This window comes from Mycolicibacterium anyangense, assembly GCF_010731855.1.
In the GTDB taxonomy this organism is placed as follows: domain Bacteria; phylum Actinomycetota; class Actinomycetes; order Mycobacteriales; family Mycobacteriaceae; genus Mycobacterium; species Mycobacterium anyangense.
The window spans coordinates 325,685-343,798 of record NZ_AP022620.1; the positions used below are offsets into that span (position 1 = coordinate 325,685).

The window sequence follows — 18,114 nt, forward strand, 5'->3', positions numbered from 1 at the left end:
TTTTTCCAGATTGGAAAAGAACTATGCGCTCGTGTGACGTAGCACGCAAGAGGAAAGGCAAAATAAGGTGAGCCCATCGGCCCGACGACAGGAGTGATGCGCGCAATGGCACGTCCGAATCGGCAGGCTGAACGGCGTGGCGACATCATGGACGCCGCGATCGGGCTCATCGAACGTCATGACCTGGCCACCCTCAAACTCGCGGATGTCGCCGCCGAACTGGGCCTGACCACCAATGCGGTGCGGTACTACTTCAAGGACATGGCAGAACTGCTCTCGGAGCTGGCATTGCGCTCCGATGTCCGGTTCTACGACGACCGGCTTCGGCTGCGTACCGAGAGCGACGATCCGTGCCGCCAACTCGCCCAGACCATCGCCGCCGGTCTACCCACCGGCCCCGAAGACGCCGAATGGCGGGCCATCTGGCGAGCCGTGCTGGCGGCCGGATTTGATCTGGACACCCGCCGCGACGTGCAGGGGATCTACCACCGGCAGGTCGGCCTCTACGCCGAACTCCTCGAGGCGGGCGCCCGAGCCGCTGTGTTTCACCTCAGTGCCCCGGCCCACGACATCGCGATGACGCTGATGTCGATGGAGGACTACTTCGGCTACCGAATCGTCGCGCGGGATCCACAACTGAGCCGTACCACCGCATTTCGGCTCATGCGGCAGTACGCCGAGCTTGCCACCGGTGCGTCGATCCCGGATCTGAGCTGAACGTCGGGCGCCGAGGCAGGAGAACTCGCTATGCCTCGCGCAGCGATGCCGTGTCGATCACGAACCGGTAGCGCACGTCACTGGCCAACACCCGCTCGTAGGCTTCGTTGATGTAGTCCGGCTCGATGACCTCGATCTCCGGGGCGACACCGTGCTCGGCGCAGAAGTCGAGCATTTCCTGGGTCTCCGGAATGCCGCCGATCATCGATCCGGACAGGCTCCGACGCCCGCCGGCCAGCGGGAACACCGGTACCGCCATCGGCTTCTCTGGAATGCCCAGTTCGACCAGCGTGCCGTCGACTGCCAGCAGCCCGAGGTACTTGCCCATATCGAGGTTTGCCGACACGGTGTTCAGGATCAGGTCGAAATGGCCGGCGAGCTTCTTGAAAGTAGCCGGATCGCTGGTCGCGTAGTAGGCGTCGGCGCCGAGCCGAAGCCCGTCTTCCATCTTCTTCAGCGACTGGCTCAGCACGGTCACTTCGGCGCCCATGGCGTGCGCGAGCTTCACGCCCATGTGCCCCAGACCGCCGAGGCCGATGACGGCGACCTTCTTGCCGGGCCCGGCGTTCCAGTGCCGCAGCGGCGAGTACAGCGTGATGCCGGCGCACAGCAGCGGCGCTGCGGCGTCCAGGCCGATGCCCTCCGGGATACGCAGGACGTAATTCTCGTCGACCACGATCTCACCGCTGTAGCCGCCATACGTCGGCTCGCCGTCACGGCCGACGGCGTTGTAGGTACCCACCATTCCGGTGCCGGTGCAGTACTGCTGCAGACCGGCCTTGCAGTTGTCGCACTCCCGGCAGGAATCGACGAAACAGCCCACGCCCACCCGGTCGCCGACCTTGTACGCGGTGACATCGCTACCCACTTCGGTGACCACGCCGGCGATCTCGTGACCGGGTACGACCGGGTAATTCGGTTGGCCCCATTCGGCTTTGACGGTATGGATGTCGGAATGGCAGATGCCGGCGAAGTGGATGTCGAAGCGGACGTCGTGCGGGCCGACATCGCGGCGGGTGACGGTGGTCTTGGTCAGCGGCTCGGTGGCCGATGTCGCTGCATAAGCGGTAACTGTGCTCATAAGTAGTCCTCGCGTCCTCTTTGTTTGCGTTTCAGGCAGCACCATCGAGTCGAGCGTCGTGAATGCAGGTGGTGCCGCGACATTGCGACCTTGGTGCACAACGCCGCCGGGGCGCGTCAGTAATCCCGACGTGACGAGGTTTACAAACCGGCCGCGCGAACCCCGCCATTGAACGATAACCGCTGATAGCTGGCTACGCCCGCCAGGGTGTAGGGGTCGCGGTCGATGATGCTCTGGGCATCTTCGGTGCTGATATCCCCGGTGATCAGGACACCGCCGCTACCGTCCTCTTTACGCCCAGCCAGGAGAAGCCGGCCAGCTTCCACCTCGTCGTTGAGGAAGGCCAGGTGGGCCGGCCGGGTCTGGTCGACCTCGTCGAGGGGCTTCTCGTACGTGATTGTCAGCACATGGAACACGACACGAACGTTACCTGGGACCGTCGAGTTTCACGTTTGCCGCCCTGTACTCGCACTTTGCCTGCGAAACGTGAAATTCGACGGCGGAGCGCCTCAGTTGATCGGGGCGTTGAGCCACCGCAGGTCGTCGATGATCCCGCGGGCGGCGACCAGGCCCTGCCCGGTCTGCCAGATCTCGTTGTTCACCACGAAGACGCGGTTGTCCCGGTTGGCCGAGAGCTTGCGCCATGCGGGGCTGTCGAGCACCGCGGGTGCCCTGTCCTTGGCCGCCGGAGAGGTGAAGGACAGGTAGACGATGTCGCCGTCGGCGGCCGAGAGGTCGGGGGAGCGCTCCAGGTCGGCATCGGTGATCCCGATCTCGACATAGGGCTTGTCGGTAAACCGTTGTGCCGCAGGGCGATCCACGCCGACATCGGTCAAGACGCTGGCCGCGAAGTTATCGGCACCCCACACCCGCATCGTGGTGTCGGTGAACTGGACGATGGAGGCCTGGAAGTGCGCCGCGTCATTAGCGGCACCGGCCTGGCGGGCACGGTCGGCGAATCCGGCGAGTAATTCGCCCGTGGCGTCGTTGCGGCCCGTCGCCGCGCCCACGGTGCGCAGGTTGTCCTGCCACCTGGCTCCGGGAGCGTCGGTGAACACCGTCGGAGCGATGGCCGCCAGTTGTGGGTAGGCCTGCGGGGTCAGCCCCGCCGAGCCCAGGATGAGGTCCGGTTTGGCCGCGGCGATGGCCGCGAAGTCGGGTGCGGTGCGAGTGCCCGCACCGGGCACGTTGTGGATGACGGTCCCCAGATACGAGGGCTGACCGGTGGCGCCGTCGGGCAGCGCGGCGGCCACGATCCGCGACTGCAAGCCCAGCGCGCACAGTGCGTCCAGCTCGTCACCGGCGAGCACCACGATCCGCTGCGGATCGGCCACCACCGCCGTCTCGCCCGCGGCATGCCGCACCGGCGGCGGGGGCGCCGGATCGAGCCGGGCCGGGTCGGGTGCACACGATTCGTCGGGCCGGCGCTGGTTACCGAGGACACCTGCGCTGGCGATCTTGGTGGTGCTGGTCACCACGCTGCGACTGGCCTGAGGAGACGGGCTCTGCGAGGATCCGGAACACCCGCTGACGACCGTCATCACGGCGGCGGTGAGCACCGCTGCCGCCGACATCACCACACCCGGGGGAAGACTGCGCAACCGCACGCCGCCGACCGTAACACCTGGCCGCAAACCCGCCGCTGAGCTGCGCGCGACGTAGTCATGACGGTATTACGACGCAATGTAGGACCCACCCTCCGTCCAGGCCCGGGTGAGGTTAGGATCTTCACCATGTTCTCGGGGTGCTAACCGGGTACGGAATTTTGGAGGACTGTTGACTGCCGTTGTGCCTTCACAGGGAGAACTCGAGGCCAAGCGTGCGTTTCCGACGCGCATGGGTCCCAAGGGCAACCTGATCTACAGGCTGCTGACCACGACCGATCACAAGCTGATCGGCATCATGTATTGCGTCGCCTGCTTCGCCTTCTTCCTGATGGGCGGGTTGATGGCGTTGTTCATCCGGGCCGAGTTGGCGGTACCGGGTCTGCAGTTCCTGTCCAACGAGCAGTACAACCAGCTGTTCACCATGCACGGCACGGCGATGCTGCTGTTCTATGCGACGCCGATCGTGTTCGGCTTCGCCAACCTGGTGCTGCCGTTGCAGATCGGTGCACCCGACGTGGCCTTCCCGCGGCTCAACGCGCTGTCGTTCTGGCTGTTCGTCTTCGGTGCGCTGATCGCGCTGGCCGGGTTCATCACCCCCGGTGGTGCGGCCGACTTCGGCTGGACGGCCTACACCCCGCTGTCGGATGCCATGCACTCACCGGGCGCCGGTGGCGACCTCTGGGTTCTGGGTCTGGCCGTCGGTGGTCTGGGCACCATCCTCGGTGCGGTCAACATGATCACCACCGTGGTCTGCATGCGCTGCCCCGGCATGACGATGTTCCGGATGCCGATCTTCACCTGGAACATCTTCGTCACCTCGATCCTGGTGCTGGTCGCCTTCCCGCTGCTGACCGCGGCACTGTTCGGTCTGGCTGCCGACCGCCATCTGGGTGCGCACATCTACGACCCCGCCAACGGCGGCGTCCTGCTCTTCCAGCACCTGTTCTGGTTCTTCGGCCACCCCGAGGTCTACATCCTGGCGCTGCCGTTCTTCGGCATCGTCTCGGAGATCTTCCCGGTGTTCTCCCGTAAGCCGATCTTCGGCTACACCACCCTGGTCTACGCCACGATCGCGATCGCGGCCCTGTCCATCGCGGTGTGGGCGCACCACATGTACGTCACGGGAGCCGTTCTGCTGCCGTTCTTCTCGTTCATGACGTTCCTGATCGCGGTGCCCACCGGCATCAAGTTCTTCAACTGGATCGGCACGATGTGGAAGGGCCGGCTGACGTTCGAGACGCCGATGCTGTTCTCGCTCGGCTTCCTGGTGACGTTCCTGCTCGGTGGTCTGTCGGGCGTGCTGCTGGCCAGCCCGCCGCTGGACTTCCACGTCAGCGACAGCTACTTCATCATCGCGCACTTCCACTACGTGCTGTTCGGCGTGATCGTGTTCGCCACCTACGCCGGCATCTACTTCTGGTTCCCGAAGATGACCGGCCGCCTGCTCGACGAGCGGCTCGGCAAGCTGCACTTCTGGCTGACTTTCATCGGCTTCCACACCACGTTCCTGGTGCAGCACTGGCTCGGTGACGAGGGCATGCCCCGCCGCTACGCCGACTACCTGCCCTCCGACGGGTTCACCACGCTGAACATCGTCTCGACCATCGGCGCCTTCATCCTGGGCATCTCGATGCTGCCGTTCCTGTGGAACATCTTCCGCAGCTGGCGTTACGGCGAGGTCGTCACGGTCGACGATCCGTGGGGTTACGGCAACTCCCTGGAGTGGGCCACGTCCTGCCCGCCGCCGCGGCACAACTTCACCGAGCTGCCCCGGATCCGTTCGGAGCGTCCGGCGTTCGAACTGCACTACCCGCATATGGTGGAGCGGATGCGCGCCGAGGCGCACATCGGCCGTGCCCACGGTCCCTCTGACGGTGACGTGACACGGTTGGACGAGAACGTCCGCAGCTAGCACGAAAGGTAGCGCGCCCCAGGTATGACCAAACACAAGGTGTCGGTGCTGATCACCGTCACCGGTGTCGATCAGCCCGGGGTTACCTCGGCGCTGTTCGAGGTGCTCTCCCAGCATCAGGTGGAGCTCCTCAACGTCGAACAGGTGGTGATCCGGGGCCGGTTGACGCTAGGCGTCCTGGTCTCGGGATCACCTGATGTGGCCAACGGCGCGGCATTGCGTTCCGACGTCACCGAGGCGATCCACCGCGTCGGCCTCGATGTCAGTATCGAGCCGAGCGATGACGTGCCGGTCATCGGCGAGCCGTCGACCCACACGATCGTGGTGTTGGGCAGGCCGATCACGGCGGCGGCGTTCGGGGTGGTGGCCAGGGAGGCTGCCGGCCTGGGCGTCAACATCGACTTCATCCGCGGCGTCTCGGACTATCCGGTGACCGGTCTGGAACTGCGGGTGTCGGTGCCGCGGGGTGTCGGCGGCGAGCTGCGCACGGTGCTGGCTCGCGTAGCCGCCGAGCAGGGCGTCGACATCGCGGTGGAGAACTACAGCCTGGAGCGGCGGGCCAAGCGACTCATCGTGTTCGACGTGGACTCCACCCTCATCCAGGGCGAGGTCATCGAGATGCTGGCCGATCGGGCCGGTGCCGGCGAAAAGGTCGCCGCCATCACCGAGGCCGCCATGCGCGGCGAGCTGGACTTCGCCGAATCCCTGCACGCCCGGGTGGCTACGCTGGCCGGTCTGCCTGCCAGTGTGCTCGACGACGTCGCCGAACAACTCGAGCTCACCGCGGGCGCACGCACCACCATCCGAACCTTGCGCCGCTTGGGCTTTCACTGCGGTGTGGTGTCCGGTGGCTTCCGTCAGGTGATCGAGCCGCTGGCGCACGAGCTGATGCTCGACTTCGTCGCCGCCAACGAACTGGAGATCGTCGACGACAGGCTCACCGGCCGGGTGGTCGGGCAGGTCGTCGACCGGGCGGGTAAGGCCAAGGCGCTGCGAGATTTCGCGCAGGCGGTCGGGGTACCGATGGAGCAGACCGTTGCCGTGGGCGACGGCGCCAACGACATCGACATGCTGGCCGCCGCCGGGCTGGGCGTGGCATTCAATGCCAAGCCTGCGCTGCGTGAAGTCGCCGACACCTCGCTGAGCCACCCCTACCTGGACACTGTGCTGTTCATCCTGGGCATCACCCGCGCCGAGATCGAGGCGGCAGACGCTGTCGACGGCGTGCTGCGCAGGGTCGAGATCCCGCCGGAGTAGTCGAGTCGACGATGCCGCCGAGGTACGAGGCGGAGGAGGAGCGAGACAGTCCGGAGTAGTCGAGTCGACGATGCCGAGATCGACCTTTTTGCATGCGGTTACTCGAACGTTCGCTGCGAAGTGTCGGTTTCGGCGGGAGGGCGCAGCGCCCTACACGACCACAGCCGACGGATCAGGGGTAGCCGATCCGGTGACGCTGCGCCACGCTCGGCTCAGCAGCGACACCGCCTCGGTCAGCTGGTCCTCGGGCAGGGTGAACGGAATCCGGACGAAGCGCTCCAAGGTGCCGTCCACCCCGAATCGCGGACCGGGCGGCAGTTCCACCCCGAGCCGGGATGCCGAGGCGCACAACGCCGAACTGACCGGCGCGGGCAGCCGCACCCACAGCGACATCCCGCCACCCCCGGGCAGTGGCTGCCACTCCGGTAGGTGTTCGTCGAGCAGATTGAGCAGGAGGTCGCGACGGCCCCGCAGGATCTCGCGCCGCTCCGGCAGCACGTCCTCGGCGCGTTCGGTGAGAAGGTATGCAGCAGCGAGCTGTTCGATCACCGAGGTACCCAGGTCGATGGCGGGCCGGATGGCGCGGATGGTCGCCAGGGTGCTCGGCTCGGCACGGATCCAGCCGATACGCAGACCGGCCCAGAACGACTTCGACAGCGACCCGATCGTGATGATCAGATCGGTCCGCGAGCGCATCGACGCGGCCAGCGGCGGCGGTGTCGGTTCGTCGAGCCAGACATCGGTCATGGTCTCGTCAACGACGGTGCGGGTACGGGTCTCGGAGATGATGTCCGCCAACCGTTTTCGATCAGCCGCCGACATCGACATGCCCGTCGGGTTGTGGTTGTCGGGCACCAGGTAGGCCAGCGTCGGGGCGAGTTGGCGAACCGCAGCGTGCAGGGCGTCGAGTTCCCAGCCGTCGCGGGACAGCGCCACCGGCACCGGGCGGGCGCCGGCGGTCGAGATCGCAGTCAGCGCACCGTGATACGTAGGCTGTTCGACGAGCACGCGGTCACCGGGCTGGGTGTAGGTGGTCAGGATCAGCGCAATGGCGTGCTGGGCGCCATTGGTCACCATAATCTGTTCGGGATCGGTCAGAAGGCCTCTGGCGCAATACCGTTCGGCAATCGCCGACCGCAGTGCCAGCACGCCGCGCAGATCGTGACCGGTCTGTTGCAGATAGCCCGCTGCCTGCTGGGTGGCGGCAGTGAAGGCCTCCTGCACGGCGCTGGCTGGAGCTGCCAGGGCCGCAACGGCCAGGTTGACCGTCGGTGCCGACTCGGCGGGGATGGCGACCGGAGTGTGTGGCAATGCGATGGTGGCCCGCGCGCCGCGGCGGGCGTGCAGGTAGCCGGTGTCGCGTAGGTCCGTGTAGGCCGCCGTGATCGTGGTGCGGGATACCCGCAGTGCGTCGGCCAGTGCGCGCTCGCTGGGCAGTCGCGAGCCGACCGGCAGGCGACCGTCCACGATGAGCATGCGCAGTCCGTCGCCGAGGGCCTGATAACTGGGTCCACTGCGGCTGGACGTACGCCAGTTGCCCAGTTCCCGGGCCAAGAGGTCCGGATCGAGGGCTCGGGCTGCCATGGAGGTCGTCATTTGAAGGCCAGTATCGGCTAACTGGCTATTGATTGGCAAGCCAGTCCCGCAGAACCATGGTGTACATGAGTACCTGGTTTTCCCGAGTGGCCGAGCGACTGGCGGCCCTCCTCGATCCCTCCGTCGGCCCCTGGAACCCGACATCGCGGGAGTGGGGTGACGTCGACGCGGACCTTCGCCGCCAGCACGCCGACCTCGACGCCATCCGCGTGCGCTTCAGCGACCACCGATGACGGCACTGGCCCGCGCAAGCGCCCTGCTGATAGGGCTGTGCTGCTACGGGCTGTCGATGGCGATGATGGTCCGCGCCGGCCTGGGCCTGGATCCGTGGGACGTCTTCCACCAGGGCCTGTCGCTGCATACGCCGATGACGATCGGGATGGCGTCGGCAGTGGTGGGAGTGGTCGTGTTGCTGGCCTGGATTCCGTTGCGCAACCGGCCCGGTATCGGGACGGTGGCCAATGTCATCGTCATCGCGGTCACCGTCGACGCCGGTCTGGCGATCTTGTCGGTACCGCAGTCGCTGCCGGGCCGGGTCGGGCTCATGGTCGCCGCGGTGGTGCTCAATGCCGTGGCCACCGTGCTCTACGTCGGGGCGGGGCTGGGTCCGGGACCGCGCGACGGCTTGATGACGGGACTTGTTGTGCGGACCGGGCTTTCGGTTCGGCTGGTGCGCACCGGGATCGAGGCCACCGTACTGTGCCTGGGCTGGCTGCTGGGTGGCAGCGTCGGAGTCGGCACGATCGTGTACGCGTTCGGCATTGGTCCACTGGTTGCGGTGGTGCTGCGGTTGGTTCCGCCGCGCCTGCTTGCGGTCAGCGGCTGGGCCGCGGTGCACGCGGCCCAGCGCCGCGCCGGAGCCGGCCGGGTACAGACTGAGGGAGTAAGACTCGCCCATGCCTGCGCAGCGGCCGATCGGAGGGAGAGCACCGCGGGATGACCAGTGACGCGGTCCTGGACCGCCTGGCCGACGATGCGATCGGCATCGCCGGCCCGCCATCGCGGGCGATCCTGGGCATCGCCGGAAGTCCCGGGGCCGGCAAGTCCACGCTCGTCGAGGAACTCCTGCGCAGGATCGCAGGCCGGCAGGGTCCGGGCTGGGTCGCGCACGTGCCGATGGACGGCTTCCATCTCGCCGACGCGCAACTGCGCCGTCTGCGGCGGTTGAACCGCAAGGGTGCTCCGGACACCTTCGACGCCCTGGGATACGCCCATCTACTCGAACGGGTTCGCACCGAGCCCGATTCGCAGATCTACGCGCCCGGCTTCGATCGGCACCTCGAACAGCCGTTGTCGGCTGCCCTGGTGGTGCCGCCGTCGGCCGAACTGGTGATCACCGAAGGGAACTACCTGTTGCTGGACCATCCGCTGTGGTCGCGAGCCAGAGCGACGATGAACCAGGTGTGGCTCGTCACGGCCGACCAGGCGGTGCGAACCAGCCGGCTGGTGGCGCGCCACGTCGAGTTCGGCAAGAGCCCCCCAGATGCCCGGGACTGGGTCGAGGCCGTCGACGAACGCAACGCGCAGCTGGTGGCGAGCAGCGCCGCCGTGGCCGACCGGGTGATCGGCAACGGCGCGCACGGCTGGTCGATATCGGCGTGACTACGATGAGCGGGTGCCAGTCGACAGGCCAGACGCCGAGGTAGAAGACACCGATCCCGACCTGCTGATCGACTTCCGGAAGGTCTCGCTGCGCCGCGGCGGGCGCACCCTGGTCGGGCCGGTGACCTGGCAGGTGGAGCTCGACGAACGCTGGGTGGTGATCGGACCCAACGGGGCCGGCAAGACCTCGCTGCTGCGTATCGCCGCCGCGATGGAGCACCCGTCGTCCGGCACCGCCTACGTGCTCGGTGATCGGCTGGGCCGCGTCGACATGTCCGAACTGCGGCAGCGAGTCGGCCTGAGCAGCTCCGCGCTGTCGCAGCGGGTGCCCGACGACGAGGTGGTCCGCGACCTGGTGGTCTCGGCCGGCTACGCGGTGTTGGGCCGCTGGCGCGAGACCTACGAGGACGTCGACTACGCCCAGGCCGTCGACATGCTGGAAAGTGTCGGTGCCGAGCATCTGGCCGAGCGGACCTACGGCACGCTGTCCGAGGGCGAACGCAAGCGGGTGCTGATCGCCCGGTCGCTGATGACGGACCCGGAGCTGCTGCTGCTCGACGAGCCGGCCGCCGGCCTGGATCTGGGCGGGCGCGAGGAACTGGTGGCCCGGCTCGCCGATTTGGCCGCGGATCCGGATTCACCGGCCATGGTGCTGGTGACTCACCACGTGGAGGAAATCCCGCCCGGCTTCAGCCATTGCCTGATCCTGTCCGAGGGGCAGGTGGTGGCCGCCGGGCTGCTGCATGACACGCTGACGGCCGAGAACCTGTCGGCGGCGTTCGGTCAGTCCATCGCCCTGGACACCATCGACGGCCGGTACTTCGCGCGGCGGGTGCGGACCCGCGCGGCGCACAGGAGGCGAGCATGACCGACAAGCCCGAACCGCTCCCGGTACGTCCGGCGGCGACCGTGATGCTGATCCAGGACACCCCGCAGGGCGGTGTCGAGGTCTTCCTCATGCGTCGCCACCGCGGGATGGAGTTCGCCGGCGGCGTCATGGTGTTCCCCGGCGGCGGGGTCGACGACCGCGACCGCAACTCCGATATCGACTGGTACGGGCCGAGCCCGGACTGGTGGGCCGGACGGTTCGGCATCGATGAGGGCCTCGCCGAGGCGCTGGTCTGTGCGGCGGCGCGGGAGACCTTCGAGGAGTCCGGTGTGCTGTTCGCCGGCCCGGCTGATGATCCCGACGGGATCGTCGCCGACGCCTCCGTCTACCACGGGGCCCGGGCGGACCTGGTGGACCGCAGCCTGTCGTTCTCCGACTTCCTGCGTTCGGAGAACCTGGTACTGCGCGCCGACTTGCTGCGGCCGTGGGCCAACTGGGTGACCCCGGAGGCGGAGCGGACCCGTCGCTACGACACCTACTTCTTCGTCGGCGCCCTCCCGCAGGGCCAGCGGGCCGATGGTCACAACACCGAATCCGACCACGCCGCCTGGTCTCGCCCGGAGGCGGCGATCGAGGACTTCGCCGCAGGGCGTTCGTTCCTGCTGCCCCCGACCTGGACGCAGCTGGACTCGCTGAGTGGCCGCACCGTGGATGAGGTGCTGGCCCTGGAGCGGCAGATCGTCACAGTTCAGCCGAATCTTGCTATGCACGAGGGTAATTGGGAGATCGAGTTCTTCGACAGCGACCGCTACAACGCGGCCCGCAACCGGCGAAGCCCGGTCCGCGGCGGGGAGTGAGTAGCGGTGCGTGAGTTTGTCAGCATCCACGTCGGTGACCAGTACCCCGGTGTCGGGGTGCTGCTGCTGGACCGAACCCCGACCAATGCGCTGACCCGGCAGGCCTACCGGGAACTGGCCGCGGCCGCCGCCGAAGTGGGGATGCGTGCCGACATCGCCACCGTCGTCGTCTACGGCGGCCACCAGGTGTTCTGCACGGGCGACGACGTCCCGGAATTGCGCACCCTCAACCGTGACGAGGCCGTTGCCGCCGACCGGGTGCGCCGTGCGGCGATCGACGCCGTGGCTGCCATTCCCAAGCCGACCGTGGCGGCTGTCACCGGCTACGCGTTGGGCAGCGGGCTGAGCCTGGCGCTGGCCGCCGACTGGCGGGTCAGTGGTGACAACGTCAAGTTCGGGGCCACCGAGATCCTGGCCGGATTGGTGCCCGGCGGTGGGGGATGCGAGCGGCTGGCCCGCGCGGTCGGAGCAGCCCGGGCCAAGGAGTTGGCGTTCAGCGGGCGGTTCGCCGACGCCAAGGAGGCCCTGGCGCTCGGTCTGATCGACGAGATGGTGGCCCCCGATGACGTCTTCGACGCCGCGGCCGCCTGGGCCGGCCGGTTCGTCGATGCTCCGCCGGCCGCCATCGCGGGCGCCAAAGCACTGATCGACGGTGGACTCGATGCTGGTGAGCAGGCACAGCGCTACGGTGAGGTCTTCTCCGCGGGCGCGGGCGGTTAGGCTGCCCTGCATGACGACGACTGACCCGGGGGTCCCCGCCCCCAATCCGCACGCCACCGCGGAACAGGTCGAGGCCGCGCTCAAGGACAGCAAGCTGGCCCAGATCCTGTATCACGACTGGGAGGCCGAGACCTACGACGACAAGTGGTCGATCTCCTACGACAAACGCTGCGTGGACTACGCCCGCGATTTGTTCGACGCCACCGTGCCGCCCGAGGAACTGCGTGAGCTGCCCTACGACCGTGCCCTGGAGCTGGGCTGCGGCAGCGGCTTCTTCCTGCTCAACCTGATCCAGGCCGGCGTCGCGCGCCGGGGTTCGGTCACCGATCTGTCCCCGGGCATGGTCAAGGTGGCTACCCGCAACGGCCAGAACCTGGGCCTGGACATCGACGGCAGGGTCGCCGACGCCGAAGGTATTCCCTACGAGGACAACACTTTCGACCTCGTGGTCGGGCACGCCGTGCTGCATCACATCCCGGACGTGGAGAAGTCGCTGCGCGAGGTGGTCCGGGTGCTCAAGCCCGGCGGCCGGTTCGTCTTCGCCGGTGAGCCGACCACCGTCGGCAACACCTACGCCCGATCGCTGTCCACCCTGACCTGGCGGGTCGCCACCAACGTCACCAAGCTGCCCGGCCTGGGCGACTGGCGCCGGCCGCAGGCCGAGCTCGACGAGTCCTCCCGCGCCGCAGCGTTGGAGGCCGTGGTGGACTTGCACACCTTCGACCCGGCCGACCTCGAGCGGATGGCGCGCAATGCCGGTGCCCGCGAGGTGTCCACCGCCACCACCGAATTCACCGCCGCGATGCTGGGCTGGCCGCTGCGCACCCTGGAGGCGGCCGTGCCGCCCGGTCGGTTGGGCTGGGGCTGGGCCAAGTTCGCGTTCAACAGCTGGATCACGTTGAGTTGGGTCGACGACAACCTGTGGCGTCGCGTGGTGCCCAAGGGCTGGTACTACAACGTGATGATCACCGGGGTCAAACCGTCCTGACTTTCACGGCCGCCGACGTCGCCTATCTGACCGGCGACGCCGGCCGCGCCGCGCTGGGCGAGGTCGCGGGTTACCCGCTGACCGATCGGCTCGCCGACGTGGCGGCCATCCGCCGGCGATTCGGCGAGCGCACCACGGTGCTGATCGAAACCACGCTGCTGCGCCGCAAGGCCGCCGCCAAGCTCGCCGGGCTCACCGACGTCTCGGAGTGGTTGTTCACCGACGAGGCACTGCAGCAGGCCACCGCGGCGCCGGTGGCCCGGCATCGTGCCACCCGACTGGCCGGTGCCGACGTGCACGACGCCACCTGCTCGGTCGGCACCGAACTGGCCGCCCTGCGCAACAGTACGGCGTTCGTGATGGGCAGCGACCTCGACCCGGTCCGGCTGGCCATGGCCCGTAACAACGTTGCCGACGTGCCGGTGTGCCGGGCCGACGCGTTGCGACCGGTCAGTCGCGACACCGTGGTGTTGATCGACCCCGCCCGGCGTAGCGGGGGACGGCGCCGATTCGACCCACGGGCTTACACCCCGCCGCTCGACGAGGTCCTCGACGTCTACCGAGACCGGGCGACGGTGATCAAGTGCGCCCCCGGCATCGACTTCGACTCGGTGCGCGGCCTGGGGTTCGACGGGGAGATCGAGGTGACCTCGGCAGGCGGGTCGGTGCGCGAGGCCTGCCTGTGGTCGGCGCCGCTGGGCACGCCCGGAGTCGGGCGCCGGGCGTCGCTGCTGGACCGCGGCGAGCAGATCACCGACGCCGACCCGGACGACTGCCCGGCCGGGCCGCCGGGCCGCTGGATCGTCGACCCGGACGGCGCCGTGGTGCGCGCCGGGCTGGTACGCCACTACGGTGCTCGGCACGGGTTGTGGCAACTGGACCCCGACATCGCCTATCTGACCGGTGACGAGCTGCCACCCGGGCTGCGGGGCTTCGAGGTGCTTGACGAGCTGCCCCTGCGGGAAAAGGTTCTGCGTCAAGCCCTTTCCCGGCACGATTGCGGTCCGCTGGAGATCCTGGTGCGCGGGGTGGATGTGGACCCCGATGCTCTGCGGCGCAGGCTCAGACCCGCTGGGGCACTGCCGATATCGCTGGTGATCACCCGCATCGGGGCTGGTCCCTCGGAGCGCACCGTGGCCTTCCTGTGCAGAGCATCGGCCGCCACCGCGGAGCACGGGTACGCTGGCGGCGACGGCGCCGGGGCCGTTCCACAGCGCGAGGAATGACGCATGCGCATACCGAGTCTGGCCGCACTGCTGGCCGCCGGAGCACTGCTGGGTACACCCACGATCGCCGTCTCCCAAGCCCAGGCCGACTGCCAGGGGCTCGGCGGAACCGTCGAGGCGGGCAACATCTGCCACATCACCGCCGCCACACCGACCTACACGATGGATGTGCGCTTCCCCATCGACTACGCCGATGAACAGTCCGTGCAGGACTATCTGGCGCAGAGCCGGGACGGTTTCGTCAACGTCGCCCAGCCCGGGTCTCGCAATCTGCCCTACGAGATGGACGTCACCGCACAGTCCTTCAGCTCGGCGCAGACCCAGAGCGTGGTCCTCAAGCTGTTCCAGGACGTCGGCGGCGCGCACCCCACCACCTGGTACAAGGCGTTCACCTACGACCTCGGCCAGCGCAAGCCCGTCACGTTCGACACGCTGTTCGCCCCGGGGGCCAAGCCGCTGGCCATCATCTTCCCGATCGTCCAGCGCGAACTGGAGCGGCAGACCGGGCTGACCGGCGTCATCTCCACCGGTGATGGGATGGACCCGTCGCACTACCAGAATTTCGCCGTCACCGACGACGCGGTGATCTTCTTCTTCGGCCAGGGTGAACTGCTGCCGTCCGACGCCGGCGCCACCTCGGCATCAGTTCCGCGAAACGCGTTGCCGCCGTTGGCGCTCTGAGCTCAGGACGGGTCGAAGCTGTACACCTGGCCGGCGCTGGTGGCGACCACCACCCGCCGGTCATGACCCACCGAGACGCCGACCGGGTAGCCGTCGGCCTGGGGGAGCGGGTACTGCTTGAGCGGGTGGCCGTCGGCGAGATCGAACGCCAGCAGAGCCAGGCCTGCCGAGGGATCAGGGACCACGGTGTAAGCCACGTCGGCGCCGGCCTGGCTCGAGGTGGCCAACGGTGCGACGTCGTCGCGGCGCCACTGCACCTCGGCGCGGTCGCCGGCATCCTTGAGCGCGACCAGGTGGGTGTCCGGGCCGCCGCCGGCGACGATGACCCCACCAGGGCCGAGCGACGGCGGCGTCTGTGGCTGGAAGCCAAGGCTCACAGACCATTTCACGGTGCCGTCCGAGGCGTTGAGCGCCCATAGCTCGCGATCGCGACCGGTGACGTAGACGGTCTTGCCGTCAGCGGATAGCACCGGCGCGGCGATCACCCCGGCGGCCACGGCAGCACTGGTCCACGTCTTGGTGATCAGCGGGGTCTGGCCAGGGTGGTACTGCAGACCGACCAGAGTCGAGGCCTTGGCGCCCGGCTGCCATACGCCGAGCACGATGGTGTTCGTGGCCGCCGAGAAGGCTGGCGGGGCTGAGACCGGACATTGCGGCAGCGCCTGCTGGCAGTCGTCGAGGCCGCGGGTGGAATCGGTGGGGTCGAGGCCTTCGACGAGATCCATCGGGGTGCCGCTGACGTCGCCGCGGTGGCTGTCGAAGACCAGCACCTGGCCGAGGTGGGTCACCACCAGAAGCTGGCCGCCGCCGAGAAACCTTGTGGTGGTGGGCATTCCGATGACATTGGTACGCCAGCGAACCCACTGCGTTGGCGGGTAGGACAGCATCAGGCCGGGCTGTCCGATGTAGAGGTTGTCGAATTGGTCGAACAGGGGGCTGGCGAAGCCGCCCCCGAGGACCATCCGGGTGCACCAGCGCTGGCGGCCGTCGTTGTCGATTTCCCAGACCATCAGCGAACACCCGCCGGCGGTCTGTCCATTGACCGCCAGGTAGCTGCCCGACCCCAGGGCGGCACCCGCGTCGAGTGCACCCTTGACCGAGCGGCTCCAGGTCAGCTTCAGGTCCGGGGTGCCCGCGGTCGGGGTGTAGCTGGTGTTGGCCGCGTCGGCGTACTGGGCGGCCCAGCCCTGAGCCGAGGTGGCATCCACCCACGAATCAGTGGTGGCGCACCCGGCAACCGTGCTCACCAACAGCGTCGCCGACGCCGACGCGAGCAATCGCCGCAGCACTCCGGTCCTTCCCCTGGGTCGAAACGTGACAGTACAGGCGAGGGTAACCCGTACCCGCCCTCGGTTAGGCTCTCAGGCCATGACGACGATGTGGGGCGCGCCGATCCACAAGCGGTGGGCAGGCTCGCGGCTCAGGGATCCCCGCCAGGCCAAGTTTCTCACCAAGGCGTCGCTGAAATGGGTGATCGCCAACCGGGCCTACACACCCTGGTACCTGGTGCGGTACTGGCGGCTGCTGAAGTTCAAGCTGCAGAACCCGCACATCATCACCCGTGGCATGGTGTTTCTCGGCAAGAACGTCGAGATCCACGCCACCCCGGAGCTCGCCCAGCTCGAGATCGGCCGCTGGGTGCACATCGGTGACAAGAACACCATCCGGGCGCACGAAGGTTCGCTGCGGTTCGGCGACAAGGTGGTGCTGGGCCGTGACAACGTCATCAACTGCTACCTCGATATCGAGCTCGGTGACTCCGCTCTGATGGCCGACTGGTGCTACGTCTGCGACTTCGACCACAAGATGGACAACATCGAGATGCCGATCAAGGACCAGGGCATCATCAAGAGCCCGGTGCGCATCGGCCCGGACACCTGGATCGCCGCCAAGGTGACGATCCTGCGCGGCACCACGATCGGCCGGGGCTGCGTGCTCGGCGCGCATGCCGTGGTCAAGGGCGACATCCCGGACTTCTCGATCGCCGTGGGCTCGCCTGCCAAGGTCGTCAAGAACCGCAAACTGGCCTGGGAGACCTCAGCTGCGCAGCGGGCCGAGCTGGCGGCTGCGCTGGCCGACATCGAACGCAAGAAGGCCAGCCACTAAGCTGGCCGGCTTCGGCGCGTGGCCCGTCTGCTCGGCGAACAGACGCAAAGTCGCATAGATCGGGCCTCGACCGTGCGATTTTGCGCCTGCTCGGCGCGCTTGGCCCGATGTGTGGGGTTCACGGCGTAGACCGCGGCCGGGGTGTCACTCGATACTGCCGATATGGCCACTGTCGTCCTTGTCGTCGTCGGCGTGTTCTTCCTGGGGATGGGTCTCTACGGTCTGGTTGCGCCGGCCAGCCTCGTCGCACCGTTCGGCATCACGCTTGACCGCTCGGTGGCGCGCGCCGAGGTACGTGCGGTCTACGGCGGCTTCGGTGTCGCGATCGCGGGCGTGCTCGGCTACGGGCTGCTGCATCCGCCGCTGCGAACCGGCATCGTGCTCACCGTCGCGCTCGCGTTGGCCGGGATGGCCCTCGGTCGGGTGGTCTCCACGCTGTGCGGCGACCGAACGTCCTTCTACCCCAACTGGTTCTACTGCCTGGTCGAGATCGTTGCGGCCGCCGCTCTGATGCTGATCGTGTCGCCCTGATCTCCTGGCACCGACGATGACGCGGTCCCAGCCGCTCGTGCTGCAGCTAAGTGGTCGGGATGCTAGTGGTCGTCTCTCCTGCCGAAAAGAGATTGCTGGACAGTGCTTTTGGAACGTGTTCTTGTGAGTTCGCCCATGCGGGTCTGAACTTGGCAAAGAATGGTAATTGACTGCGAATGCGCTGAACGGTGCCCTTTTTGGATAGTTCCTCATGCAAAGGTGTGGCTATATGTCGGATTGCCGCAATGGTTGCGGCATTCCGGAGAGAGGTTGGGGAGCTCGATGCAAGGGTTTGGTGGGTGGACGGCGTCCACGCGTGATCGCGTGATTCGGATCGGATTGTTGGCGCTGGGGGGTGCGGCGTGTGCGACGACATTCGGAACGGCGGCATTGGGTTCGGCGGC

19 protein-coding genes are annotated in these 18,114 nt (G+C 67.6%); 14 read left to right on the forward strand and 5 right to left on the reverse strand.

The genetic code is table 11. The annotated features are described in order from the left end of the window. Window positions 1-105 precede the first annotated feature (105 nt). Window positions 106-717, forward strand: coding sequence for a TetR/AcrR family transcriptional regulator (locus G6N35_RS01500; protein ID WP_163802622.1), 612 nt, complete (start codon window positions 106-108; stop codon window positions 715-717). A gap of 28 nt (window positions 718-745) precedes the next feature. Here the strand turns inward: G6N35_RS01500 and G6N35_RS01505 are convergent, their stop codons facing one another. The 3 genes from G6N35_RS01505 to G6N35_RS01515 form a co-directional block, all read right to left on the reverse strand. Continuing rightward, complete coding sequence (locus G6N35_RS01505) at window positions 746-1,798, reverse strand: NAD(P)-dependent alcohol dehydrogenase (RefSeq protein WP_163802624.1); 1,053 nt, start codon at window positions 1,796-1,798, stop codon at window positions 746-748. A gap of 140 nt (window positions 1,799-1,938) precedes the next feature. After that, window positions 1,939-2,214 (reverse strand): YciI family protein, encoded by a 276-nt coding sequence (locus G6N35_RS01510; protein ID WP_163802626.1) that lies wholly within the window; start codon window positions 2,212-2,214, stop codon window positions 1,939-1,941. 93 nt (window positions 2,215-2,307) lie between these two features. Further along, window positions 2,308-3,372 (reverse strand): iron-siderophore ABC transporter substrate-binding protein, encoded by a 1,065-nt coding sequence (locus tag G6N35_RS01515; RefSeq protein ID WP_163807398.1) that lies wholly within the window; start codon window positions 3,370-3,372, stop codon window positions 2,308-2,310. A gap of 262 nt (window positions 3,373-3,634) precedes the next feature. Here G6N35_RS01515 and ctaD point away from each other — a divergent pair, with 262 nt between their 5' ends. Then, entirely contained in the window at window positions 3,635-5,317 is a 1,683-nt protein-coding gene (gene ctaD, locus G6N35_RS01520; protein ID WP_163807399.1) for an aa3-type cytochrome oxidase subunit I, read from the forward strand. Between the two features lie 24 nt (window positions 5,318-5,341). After that, the gene (serB, locus tag G6N35_RS01525) at window positions 5,342-6,574 is read left to right on the forward strand and encodes a phosphoserine phosphatase SerB (RefSeq protein ID WP_163802627.1); all 1,233 of its coding nucleotides are present in this window, start codon (window positions 5,342-5,344) and stop codon (window positions 6,572-6,574) included. Window positions 6,575-6,724: 150 nt separating this feature from the next. Here serB and yczR read toward each other — a convergent pair whose 3' ends face one another. After that, entirely contained in the window at window positions 6,725-8,170 is a 1,446-nt protein-coding gene (yczR, locus tag G6N35_RS01530; RefSeq protein ID WP_163802630.1) for a MocR-like transcription factor YczR, read from the reverse strand. 65 nt (window positions 8,171-8,235) lie between these two features. Between yczR and G6N35_RS01535 the strand changes: the two genes are divergently transcribed. The 9 genes from G6N35_RS01535 to G6N35_RS01575 are packed head-to-tail and all read left to right on the forward strand — an operon-like array spanning window position 8,236 to window position 15,073. Next, window positions 8,236-8,403 (forward strand): hypothetical protein, encoded by a 168-nt coding sequence (locus G6N35_RS01535; protein WP_163802230.1) that lies wholly within the window; start codon window positions 8,236-8,238, stop codon window positions 8,401-8,403. Beyond that, window positions 8,400-9,110 (forward strand): membrane protein YczE, encoded by a 711-nt coding sequence (gene yczE / locus G6N35_RS01540; protein ID WP_163802631.1) that lies wholly within the window; start codon window positions 8,400-8,402, stop codon window positions 9,108-9,110. The genes G6N35_RS01535 and yczE overlap by 4 nt, the downstream gene beginning before the upstream one ends. Next, window positions 9,107-9,772, forward strand: a complete 666-nt coding sequence (locus G6N35_RS01545) for a nucleoside/nucleotide kinase family protein (protein WP_163802633.1) — start codon at window positions 9,107-9,109, stop codon at window positions 9,770-9,772. Before yczE ends, G6N35_RS01545 begins: the two co-directional genes overlap by 4 nt. A gap of 13 nt (window positions 9,773-9,785) precedes the next feature. Continuing rightward, window positions 9,786-10,640: an ABC transporter ATP-binding protein gene (locus tag G6N35_RS01550; protein ID WP_163802635.1), complete on the forward strand. Its 855-nt coding sequence runs from the start codon at window positions 9,786-9,788 to the stop codon at window positions 10,638-10,640. Further along, the gene (locus tag G6N35_RS01555) at window positions 10,637-11,458 is read left to right on the forward strand and encodes an NUDIX hydrolase (RefSeq protein WP_163802637.1); all 822 of its coding nucleotides are present in this window, start codon (window positions 10,637-10,639) and stop codon (window positions 11,456-11,458) included. Before G6N35_RS01550 ends, G6N35_RS01555 begins: the two co-directional genes overlap by 4 nt. Before the next feature lie 6 nt (window positions 11,459-11,464). Beyond that, window positions 11,465-12,178 (forward strand): enoyl-CoA hydratase, encoded by a 714-nt coding sequence (locus tag G6N35_RS01560; RefSeq protein ID WP_163802639.1) that lies wholly within the window; start codon window positions 11,465-11,467, stop codon window positions 12,176-12,178. 10 nt (window positions 12,179-12,188) lie between these two features. Beyond that, the gene (locus G6N35_RS01565) at window positions 12,189-13,166 is read left to right on the forward strand and encodes a class I SAM-dependent methyltransferase (protein WP_163802641.1); all 978 of its coding nucleotides are present in this window, start codon (window positions 12,189-12,191) and stop codon (window positions 13,164-13,166) included. Further along, a complete protein-coding gene (locus G6N35_RS01570; protein ID WP_407664594.1) occupies window positions 13,124-14,392 on the forward strand; it encodes a THUMP-like domain-containing protein in 1,269 nt (422 codons plus the stop codon). Before G6N35_RS01565 ends, G6N35_RS01570 begins: the two co-directional genes overlap by 43 nt. Before the next feature lie 3 nt (window positions 14,393-14,395). Further along, window positions 14,396-15,073: an esterase gene (locus G6N35_RS01575; RefSeq protein WP_163802643.1), complete on the forward strand. Its 678-nt coding sequence runs from the start codon at window positions 14,396-14,398 to the stop codon at window positions 15,071-15,073. 2 nt (window positions 15,074-15,075) lie between these two features. Here G6N35_RS01575 and G6N35_RS01580 read toward each other — a convergent pair whose 3' ends face one another. Next, a complete protein-coding gene (locus G6N35_RS01580; protein ID WP_163802645.1) occupies window positions 15,076-16,362 on the reverse strand; it encodes a BamB-related PQQ repeat family beta-propellar protein in 1,287 nt (428 codons plus the stop codon). Between the two features lie 79 nt (window positions 16,363-16,441). Between G6N35_RS01580 and G6N35_RS01585 the strand changes: the two genes are divergently transcribed. Both G6N35_RS01585 and G6N35_RS01590 read left to right on the forward strand, forming a co-directional pair. Continuing rightward, complete coding sequence (locus tag G6N35_RS01585) at window positions 16,442-17,179, forward strand: acyltransferase (protein ID WP_163802647.1); 738 nt, start codon at window positions 16,442-16,444, stop codon at window positions 17,177-17,179. A gap of 162 nt (window positions 17,180-17,341) precedes the next feature. Continuing rightward, window positions 17,342-17,710 (forward strand): DUF4345 domain-containing protein, encoded by a 369-nt coding sequence (locus G6N35_RS01590; RefSeq protein WP_163802648.1) that lies wholly within the window; start codon window positions 17,342-17,344, stop codon window positions 17,708-17,710. The last annotated feature ends 404 nt before the right edge of the window (window positions 17,711-18,114 follow it).

Bases quoted from the DNA above. Each gene is read 5' to 3' on its own strand.
- G6N35_RS01590 (WP_163802648.1), top strand. From the start codon at position 17,342: ATGGCCACTGTCGTCCTTGTCGTCGTCGGCGTGTTCTTCCTGGGGATG.
- ctaD (WP_163807399.1), top strand. From the start codon at position 3,635: ATGGGTCCCAAGGGCAACCTGATCTACAGGCTGCTGACCACGACCGAT.
- yczE (WP_163802631.1), top strand. From the start codon at position 8,400: ATGACGGCACTGGCCCGCGCAAGCGCCCTGCTGATAGGGCTGTGCTGC.
- G6N35_RS01515 (WP_163807398.1), bottom strand. From the start codon at position 3,372: ATGTCGGCGGCAGCGGTGCTCACCGCCGCCGTGATGACGGTCGTCAGC.
- G6N35_RS01565 (WP_163802641.1), top strand. From the start codon at position 12,189: ATGACGACGACTGACCCGGGGGTCCCCGCCCCCAATCCGCACGCCACC.
- G6N35_RS01505 (WP_163802624.1), bottom strand. From the start codon at position 1,798: ATGAGCACAGTTACCGCTTATGCAGCGACATCGGCCACCGAGCCGCTG.
- G6N35_RS01585 (WP_163802647.1), top strand. From the start codon at position 16,442: ATGACGACGATGTGGGGCGCGCCGATCCACAAGCGGTGGGCAGGCTCG.
- G6N35_RS01575 (WP_163802643.1), top strand. From the start codon at position 14,396: ATGCGCATACCGAGTCTGGCCGCACTGCTGGCCGCCGGAGCACTGCTG.
- G6N35_RS01500 (WP_163802622.1), top strand. From the start codon at position 106: ATGGCACGTCCGAATCGGCAGGCTGAACGGCGTGGCGACATCATGGAC.
- serB (WP_163802627.1), top strand. From the start codon at position 5,342: ATGACCAAACACAAGGTGTCGGTGCTGATCACCGTCACCGGTGTCGAT.
- yczR (WP_163802630.1), bottom strand. From the start codon at position 8,170: ATGACGACCTCCATGGCAGCCCGAGCCCTCGATCCGGACCTCTTGGCC.
- G6N35_RS01555 (WP_163802637.1), top strand. From the start codon at position 10,637: ATGACCGACAAGCCCGAACCGCTCCCGGTACGTCCGGCGGCGACCGTG.
- G6N35_RS01545 (WP_163802633.1), top strand. From the start codon at position 9,107: ATGACCAGTGACGCGGTCCTGGACCGCCTGGCCGACGATGCGATCGGC.
- G6N35_RS01535 (WP_163802230.1), top strand. From the start codon at position 8,236: ATGAGTACCTGGTTTTCCCGAGTGGCCGAGCGACTGGCGGCCCTCCTC.